General features: G+C 42.3%; 10 protein-coding genes. All 10 read left to right on the top strand.

Annotated features, from left to right (window positions below):
* The first annotated feature begins 7 nt into the window (after positions 1 to 7).
* Positions 8 to 514: a 30S ribosomal protein S5 gene (rpsE, locus tag H5160_RS15415; RefSeq protein ID WP_002959485.1), complete on the top strand. Its 507-nt coding sequence runs from the start codon at positions 8 to 10 to the stop codon at positions 512 to 514.
* Positions 515 to 516: 2 nt separating this feature from the next.
* Positions 517 to 699 carry a 50S ribosomal protein L30 gene (gene rpmD, locus H5160_RS15420; RefSeq protein WP_002959482.1) on the top strand — a complete coding sequence of 61 codons (183 nt, stop codon included), beginning with the start codon at positions 517 to 519 and terminating at the stop codon, positions 697 to 699.
* A 4-nt stretch (positions 700 to 703) separates the two neighbouring features.
* On the top strand, positions 704 to 1,138 hold the full coding sequence (rplO, locus tag H5160_RS15425; RefSeq protein WP_002959480.1) for a 50S ribosomal protein L15: 435 nt from the start codon (positions 704 to 706) through the stop codon (positions 1,136 to 1,138).
* 10 nt (positions 1,139 to 1,148) lie between these two features.
* The gene (secY, locus tag H5160_RS15430; protein ID WP_002959478.1) at positions 1,149 to 2,477 is read left to right on the top strand and encodes a preprotein translocase subunit SecY; all 1,329 of its coding nucleotides are present in this window, start codon (positions 1,149 to 1,151) and stop codon (positions 2,475 to 2,477) included.
* A 22-nt stretch (positions 2,478 to 2,499) separates the two neighbouring features.
* Positions 2,500 to 2,613, top strand: coding sequence for a 50S ribosomal protein L36 (gene rpmJ / locus H5160_RS15435; protein WP_002959476.1), 114 nt, complete (start codon positions 2,500 to 2,502; stop codon positions 2,611 to 2,613).
* A gap of 125 nt (positions 2,614 to 2,738) precedes the next feature.
* On the top strand, positions 2,739 to 3,095 hold the full coding sequence (rpsM, locus tag H5160_RS15440; protein WP_002959473.1) for a 30S ribosomal protein S13: 357 nt from the start codon (positions 2,739 to 2,741) through the stop codon (positions 3,093 to 3,095).
* Between the two features lie 12 nt (positions 3,096 to 3,107).
* On the top strand, positions 3,108 to 3,494 hold the full coding sequence (gene rpsK, locus H5160_RS15445; RefSeq protein WP_002959471.1) for a 30S ribosomal protein S11: 387 nt from the start codon (positions 3,108 to 3,110) through the stop codon (positions 3,492 to 3,494).
* Positions 3,495 to 3,515: 21 nt separating this feature from the next.
* Positions 3,516 to 4,136: a 30S ribosomal protein S4 gene (gene rpsD, locus H5160_RS15450; protein ID WP_002959461.1), complete on the top strand. Its 621-nt coding sequence runs from the start codon at positions 3,516 to 3,518 to the stop codon at positions 4,134 to 4,136.
* A 24-nt stretch (positions 4,137 to 4,160) separates the two neighbouring features.
* Positions 4,161 to 5,147 (top strand): DNA-directed RNA polymerase subunit alpha, encoded by a 987-nt coding sequence (locus tag H5160_RS15455; protein WP_002959452.1) that lies wholly within the window; start codon positions 4,161 to 4,163, stop codon positions 5,145 to 5,147.
* Positions 5,148 to 5,186: 39 nt separating this feature from the next.
* The gene (gene rplQ, locus H5160_RS15460; protein WP_002959450.1) at positions 5,187 to 5,588 is read left to right on the top strand and encodes a 50S ribosomal protein L17; all 402 of its coding nucleotides are present in this window, start codon (positions 5,187 to 5,189) and stop codon (positions 5,586 to 5,588) included.
* Positions 5,589 to 6,350 lie beyond the last annotated feature (762 nt).

Below are 6,350 nucleotides of genomic sequence, written 5' to 3' on the forward strand. Positions count from 1 at the left end.
GTAGACTATGGCTAACGTAGAAGCAAAGCAACAACAGCCTGATCTAGCTGAAAAGCTAATCGCGGTGAACCGTGTGTCTAAAGTAGTTAAAGGTGGTCGTATCTTTAGCTTTACTGCACTAACTGTAGTTGGTGACGGCGCAGGTAAAGTAGGTTTTGGTTATGGTAAAGCACGTGAAGTTCCAGCTGCTATTCAAAAAGCAATGGAAAAAGCACGTCGCAACATGATCAATGTAGACCTAAATGGCAATACATTACAGCATCCTGTTAAGGGACGTCATGCTGGCTCACTAGTGTTCATGAAACCAGCCTCTGAAGGTACTGGTATCATCGCAGGTGGTGCTATGCGTGCAGTACTAGAAGTGACTGGTGTTCAGAACGTACTTTCTAAATGTTACGGTTCTACTAACCCAATCAACGTAGTACGTGCAACGATTTCGGCTCTTGAGAATATGAATTCTCCACAGTCAATCGCTGCAAAACGTGGCCTTCGCGTAGACGAAATACTGGGGTAACCATGGCAAATCAAACTGTAAAAGTAACACAAGTAAAAAGCTCTATCGGTCGTTTACCGAAACATAAAGCTACATTACGCGGTCTTGGTTTACGTCGTATCAACCACACTGTTGAGTTAGAAGACACAGCATGTGTACGTGGTATGATAAACAAGGTTTCTTACATGGTTAAGGTAGAGGGTTAATTCGATGCATTTGAATACACTTTCACCTGCTGCAGGTTCAAAAACTGCTCCAAAACGTGTTGGTCGTGGTATCGGTTCTGGTCTAGGTAAGACTGGTGGTCGTGGTCACAAAGGTCAAAAATCACGTTCTGGCGGCAAAGTACGCGTTGGTTTTGAAGGCGGTCAAATGCCTATGCAACGTCGTCTACCTAAATTTGGTTTTACTTCTCGCAAATCTTTAGTATCTGCAGAAATAAACCTTTTTGAAATCGCTAAAGTTGAAGGCGATGTGGTAGACCTAAGCGCGTTACAAGCAGCTGGTCTAGTTAAAAAGAACGTTCTTTTCGTTAAAGTTGTTAAATCTGGCGAAGTTTCACGCGCTGTTACCGTTAAAGGCCTTAAAGCCTCTAAAGGTGCTCGCGAAGCTATTGAAGCTGCCGGAGGCAAGGTAGAAGACTAAGGAAGTACTAATGGCTAAACCAGGTCAAGATACAAAAAGTGCACAAGGTGGACTTTCGGAATTGAAGCGCCGATTACTCTTCGTATTGGGTGCTATCATAATTTACCGTCTAGGTTCATTTGTGCCGATCCCTGGGATTGACGCCGCTGTACTTGCCGATTTCTTCGAGCAACAAAAGGGCACCATTGTTGAAATGTTCAACATGTTCAGTGGTGGTGCACTTGAGCGAGCTTCAGTGTTAGCACTGGGTATTATGCCGTATATCTCGGCTTCGATTATTACGCAACTATTAACGCATATGTATCCTCCGTTTATAGAGCTTAAGAAAGAAGGTGAGCAAGGGCGTAAAAAAATTAGCCAGTACACACGCTATGGCACGCTTGTGCTAGCTACTATTCAATCAATCGGTATTGCTACTAGCTTACCGGGCATGATGGAGGGGTTAGTTGTTAACCCTGGTATGGGTTTCTATTTCACCGCTGTGGTGAGTTTAGTTACTGGTACTATGTTCCTTATGTGGTTGGGTGAACAAATAACAGAGCGCGGTATCGGTAACGGTATCTCTGTTCTAATATTTGTTGGTATTGTAGCTAACTTGCCGTCTGCTATTGGTTCGACAGTCGAAATGGCGCGCCAAGGTGATTTGAATGTTTTTGTACTGTTGATGGTTGCGGTAATCGTATTCGCTGTTACTTATCTTGTAGTGTTTTTCGAACGTGGACAACGTCGTATTGTTGTTAACTACGCTAAACGCCAACAAGGTCGTCAAGTATTTGCTGCCCAAAGCACGCATTTACCACTAAAAGTAAATATGGCGGGTGTTATTCCACCAATCTTCGCTAGCAGTATAATTCTGTTCCCTGGTACAATTGCTAGCTGGTTCGGCCAAGGTGAAGGTCCAGTCGCTGATGTATTACAAGCTGTTGCTACTACGTTGACTCCAGGTCAACCGTTGTACTCGCTTGTTTTAGCTGCGGCCATTATCTTCTTCTGCTTTTTCTACACAGCGTTGGTTTTTAACCCGCGTGAAACAGCAGATAACCTTAAGAAATCTGGCGCATTTATCCCAGGTATTCGTCCAGGTGAGCAGACATCTAAATACATTGATAAAGTGATGACACGCCTGACATTGGCAGGTGCTTTGTATATAACCTTTATCTGTCTGGTGCCTGAATTCATGACGATGGCGTGGCAAACGCCATTCTACTTCGGCGGTACATCAGTTTTGATTATCGTTGTAGTAATCATGGACTTTATGGCACAAGTACAGACTCACCTGATGTCTCATCAGTATGATTCTGTGCTGAAAAAAGCGAACCTTAAAGGCTACGGTCGATAAGGTCAGTTTACGGAGTTGAGCAATGAAAGTACGTGCTTCCGTTAAGAAAATATGCCGTAACTGTAAAGTTATTAAACGTGCTGGTGTAGTACGCGTAATTTGCAGTGAGCCTAAGCATAAGCAAAGGCAAGGCTAAGTAAACAGTCGTGCAGGCTGAGTTTTCTCGGCCTGTGTTTTTAGTAGTGATTTGGTCTTCGTTTGAGTATCCTTACGGGCTTTTCAAACTTTTGATTACCAAATTCGAATATAGGAGATGTGTTAGTGGCCCGTATTGCTGGCATTAACGTCCCTGATCATAAACATGCAGTTATTGGTTTAACAGCTATTTATGGCATAGGTAAGACTCGCTCTAAGGCTATCTTAGAAGCGACTGGTATCGCCGAAACCACAAAAATCGGTGAACTTTCAGACGAAATTCTTGACGTACTGCGTGATGCAGTTGGCAAGTACACTGTTGAAGGTGATCTTCGTCGTGAAGTTACTTTAAATATCAAGCGCCTAATGGACCTTGGTTGTTATCGTGGCCTACGTCACCGTCGCTCTTTACCACTACGTGGTCAAAGAACTAAGACTAACGCGCGCACCCGTAAGGGTCCTCGTAAGCCTATTAAGCGATAAGGGGATAGTATTATGGCTAAGACACCAATTCGTCGTAAAAAGGTTAAAAAACAAGTTGCTGATGGTATGGCTCATGTTCATGCGTCTTTCAACAACACTATTGTAACGATTACCGACCGTCAAGGTAATGCACTATCATGGGCTACTGCCGGTGGTTCAGGTTTCCGTGGTTCACGTAAATCTACACCATTTGCTGCTCAGGTTGCTGCAGAGCGTGCAGGTACTGCTGCTCAAGAATACGGTTTAAAAAATCTAGAAGTTTTCATTAAAGGTCCAGGTCCAGGTCGTGAATCTGCTGTACGTGCTTTGAATGCTGCTGGTTACCGTATTACCAACATTACTGACGTGACGCCAATACCACATAATGGTTGTCGTCCACCGAAGAAACGTCGCGTTTAACAATAGGTTAGGAGAAATAACATGGCAAGATATTTGGGCCCTAAGCTCAAGCTGAGTCGTCGTGAAGGTACTGACCTGTTCCTTAAGAGCGGCGTAAGAGCTATCGACTCTAAGTGTAAACTTGAGACTGCACCTGGTCAGCACGGCGCTCGTAAAGGTCGCTTATCTGATTACGGTTTACAATTACGTGAAAAGCAAAAAGTACGTCGTATCTACGGTGTATTAGAAAAGCAATTCCGTAACTACTACAAAGAAGCTGCTCGCCTTAAAGGCAACACAGGTGAAAACTTGTTACAGCTTTTAGAGCAACGTTTAGACAATGTTGTATATCGCATGGGTTTTGCTAGCACACGTGCAGAAGCACGTCAGTTAGTAAGCCATAAAGCGATTTTAGTTAATGGTCGTGTTGTGAACATTCCTTCATACGTAATTACTCCAGAAGATACTGTTGTAATCCGTGAGAAGTCTAAGACGCAAGCACGTATCATCGCTGCTCTAGAGTTGGCTGAGCAACGTGAAAAGCCGACTTGGGTTGAAGTTGACGGTAAGAAATTGGAAGGCAGCTTTAAGCGTCTACCTGAGCGTTCAGACCTGTCTGCGGACATTAATGAACAACTAATCGTCGAACTTTACTCTAAGTAAAGTTAAGAGTTAAGAGAGGATAAAATGCAGGGTTCTGTTACAGAATTTCTAAAACCAAGGTTAGTCGACATCGACGCTATCAACCCAACGCGTTCTAAAATAGTTTTAGAACCATTAGAGCGTGGCTTTGGCCATACTCTGGGTAATGCTTTACGCCGTATATTACTTTCATCTATGCCTGGATGTGCAGTAACTGAAGTTGAAATCGACGGTGTATTACATGAGTACAGCGCGAAAGAAGGCGTTCAAGAAGACATCATTGAAATACTATTAAACCTTAAAGGTTTAGCAGTAACGTTAGAAGGCAAAGATGAAGTTTTTCTGACCCTGACTAAATCTGGTGTAGGCCCTGTTACTGCGGCTGATATTCAGCACGATGGCGATGTAACAATTGCTAATCCAGATCACGTTATTTGTAATTTAACTACAAATAACAGCGAGATCAGCATGCGTATTCGTGTTGAACGTGGTCGTGGTTATGTGCCGGCATCTAGTCGTTTATCCTCTGATGACGATGAGCGTCCAATTGGTAGATTGTTGCTTGATGCATCATTTAGCCCAGTTGAACGTATTGCGTACTCGGTTGAATCAGCTCGAGTTGAGCAACGTACAGATTTAGACAAGTTAATCATTGATATGGAAACAAACGGCACTTTAGATCCAGAAGAAGCGATCCGCCGTGCGTCTACTATCTTAGCTGAGCAATTAGATGCATTCGTAGATTTACGTGATGTAACTGAGCCAGAAGAGAAAGAAGAGAAGCCAGAATTCGATCCTATTCTACTTCGTCCAGTTGATGATCTTGAATTAACAGTACGCTCAGCAAATTGTTTGAAAGCCGAGCAAATTCAATATATCGGTGATTTAGTTCAGCGCACTGAAGTTGAGCTTCTTAAAACGCCTAATTTAGGTAAGAAGTCTCTAACTGAAATTAAAGACGTGCTAGCTTCACGTGGACTTTCTCTAGGCATGCGCCTAGAAAATTGGCCACCTGCAAGCTTAGCTGAATAATCTAAATCACTATATTAGTTTAGTTAGAAGGATAGGGTCATGCGCCATCGTAAGAGTGGTCGTCAATTAAACCGTAACAGTAGCCATCGTAAAGCGATGTTTAGCAATATGGCAGGTTCTTTGGTGAAACATGAAATCATCAAAACTACTTTGCCAAAAGCGAAAGAGTTACGTCGTGTAATTGAACCTTTAATCACACTGGCTAAGACTGACAGTGTAGCAAATCGCCGTTTAGCGTTTGCTCGCACGCGTGATAATGAAGTTGTTGGTAAATTATTCAGTGAAATCGGTCCACGTAACGCGGATCGTCCAGGTGGTTACACTCGTATTCTTAAGTGTGGCTTCCGTACTGGTGATAATGCACCAATGGCTTATATTGAACTAGTTGGTCGCCCAGCGACTAGCGAAGCAGTTCAAGAAGACGCACAGTCTGCAGAGTAAGTCTTAAAGAAACCTAAAAGCCGAGCTTATGCTCGGCTTTTTCTTGCCTAAAATTTGTCAAACTATATGAACCAGTAATTACCTTCTATTATGTGCATTGACTCATAGATTCTGAATCGATAGGTTGTTTTTACAGTTATTTTAATAGCTCTGCCTAGTTACCCTTTACTTACCATTGATCCAAAATAGCCTATCTGGTTTTAGTTAAATATCATTTTCACTTTATATAGTGATTTACAGTTATTAATAATAGCACTTCGAATTTAACTGCCATTAAGCAATCCCTAACGAAGTTTTTATTGATTAGAGCTGATCAGAAGATATATGGGGTCGTTCTCTTATCTATATACCGGTACTAAGAACCTCATAGTAAAGCTAACCATTGGGGCCTTAGTAAACTCACTTCTCAAATAAAAATATAGCCCAATGAATTTAAATCTCAGCTTTTGACTATTTCAAATGATTTTAGTAACACGACTCTTAACTTATTGGTTGGCTTTTTCAGCATTGATGATCCAAATATGTCTCTACTGATCACTAGTTACCATAACTTTGACTTTAAATAGCTCTATAAACCTCTCAATACAGGTGGTTTAGTTGTGTTTTTGAGCGTTTAGCTCAAATACTCAGCGAACAACACATTATTTCAAGTTTTCTTCAAAAAAGGGTTGATCTGTTTTCGGATCTCCCTATAATGCGACCCCACTGAGACGGGAAACAGCAACGCATAGCGAGGCACGAACAACTCAGGGTGTTAAGTAA

This window comes from Pseudoalteromonas sp. SG43-4, from assembly GCF_014164325.1.
Classification (GTDB): Bacteria; Pseudomonadota; Gammaproteobacteria; order Enterobacterales; family Alteromonadaceae; genus Pseudoalteromonas; species Pseudoalteromonas distincta.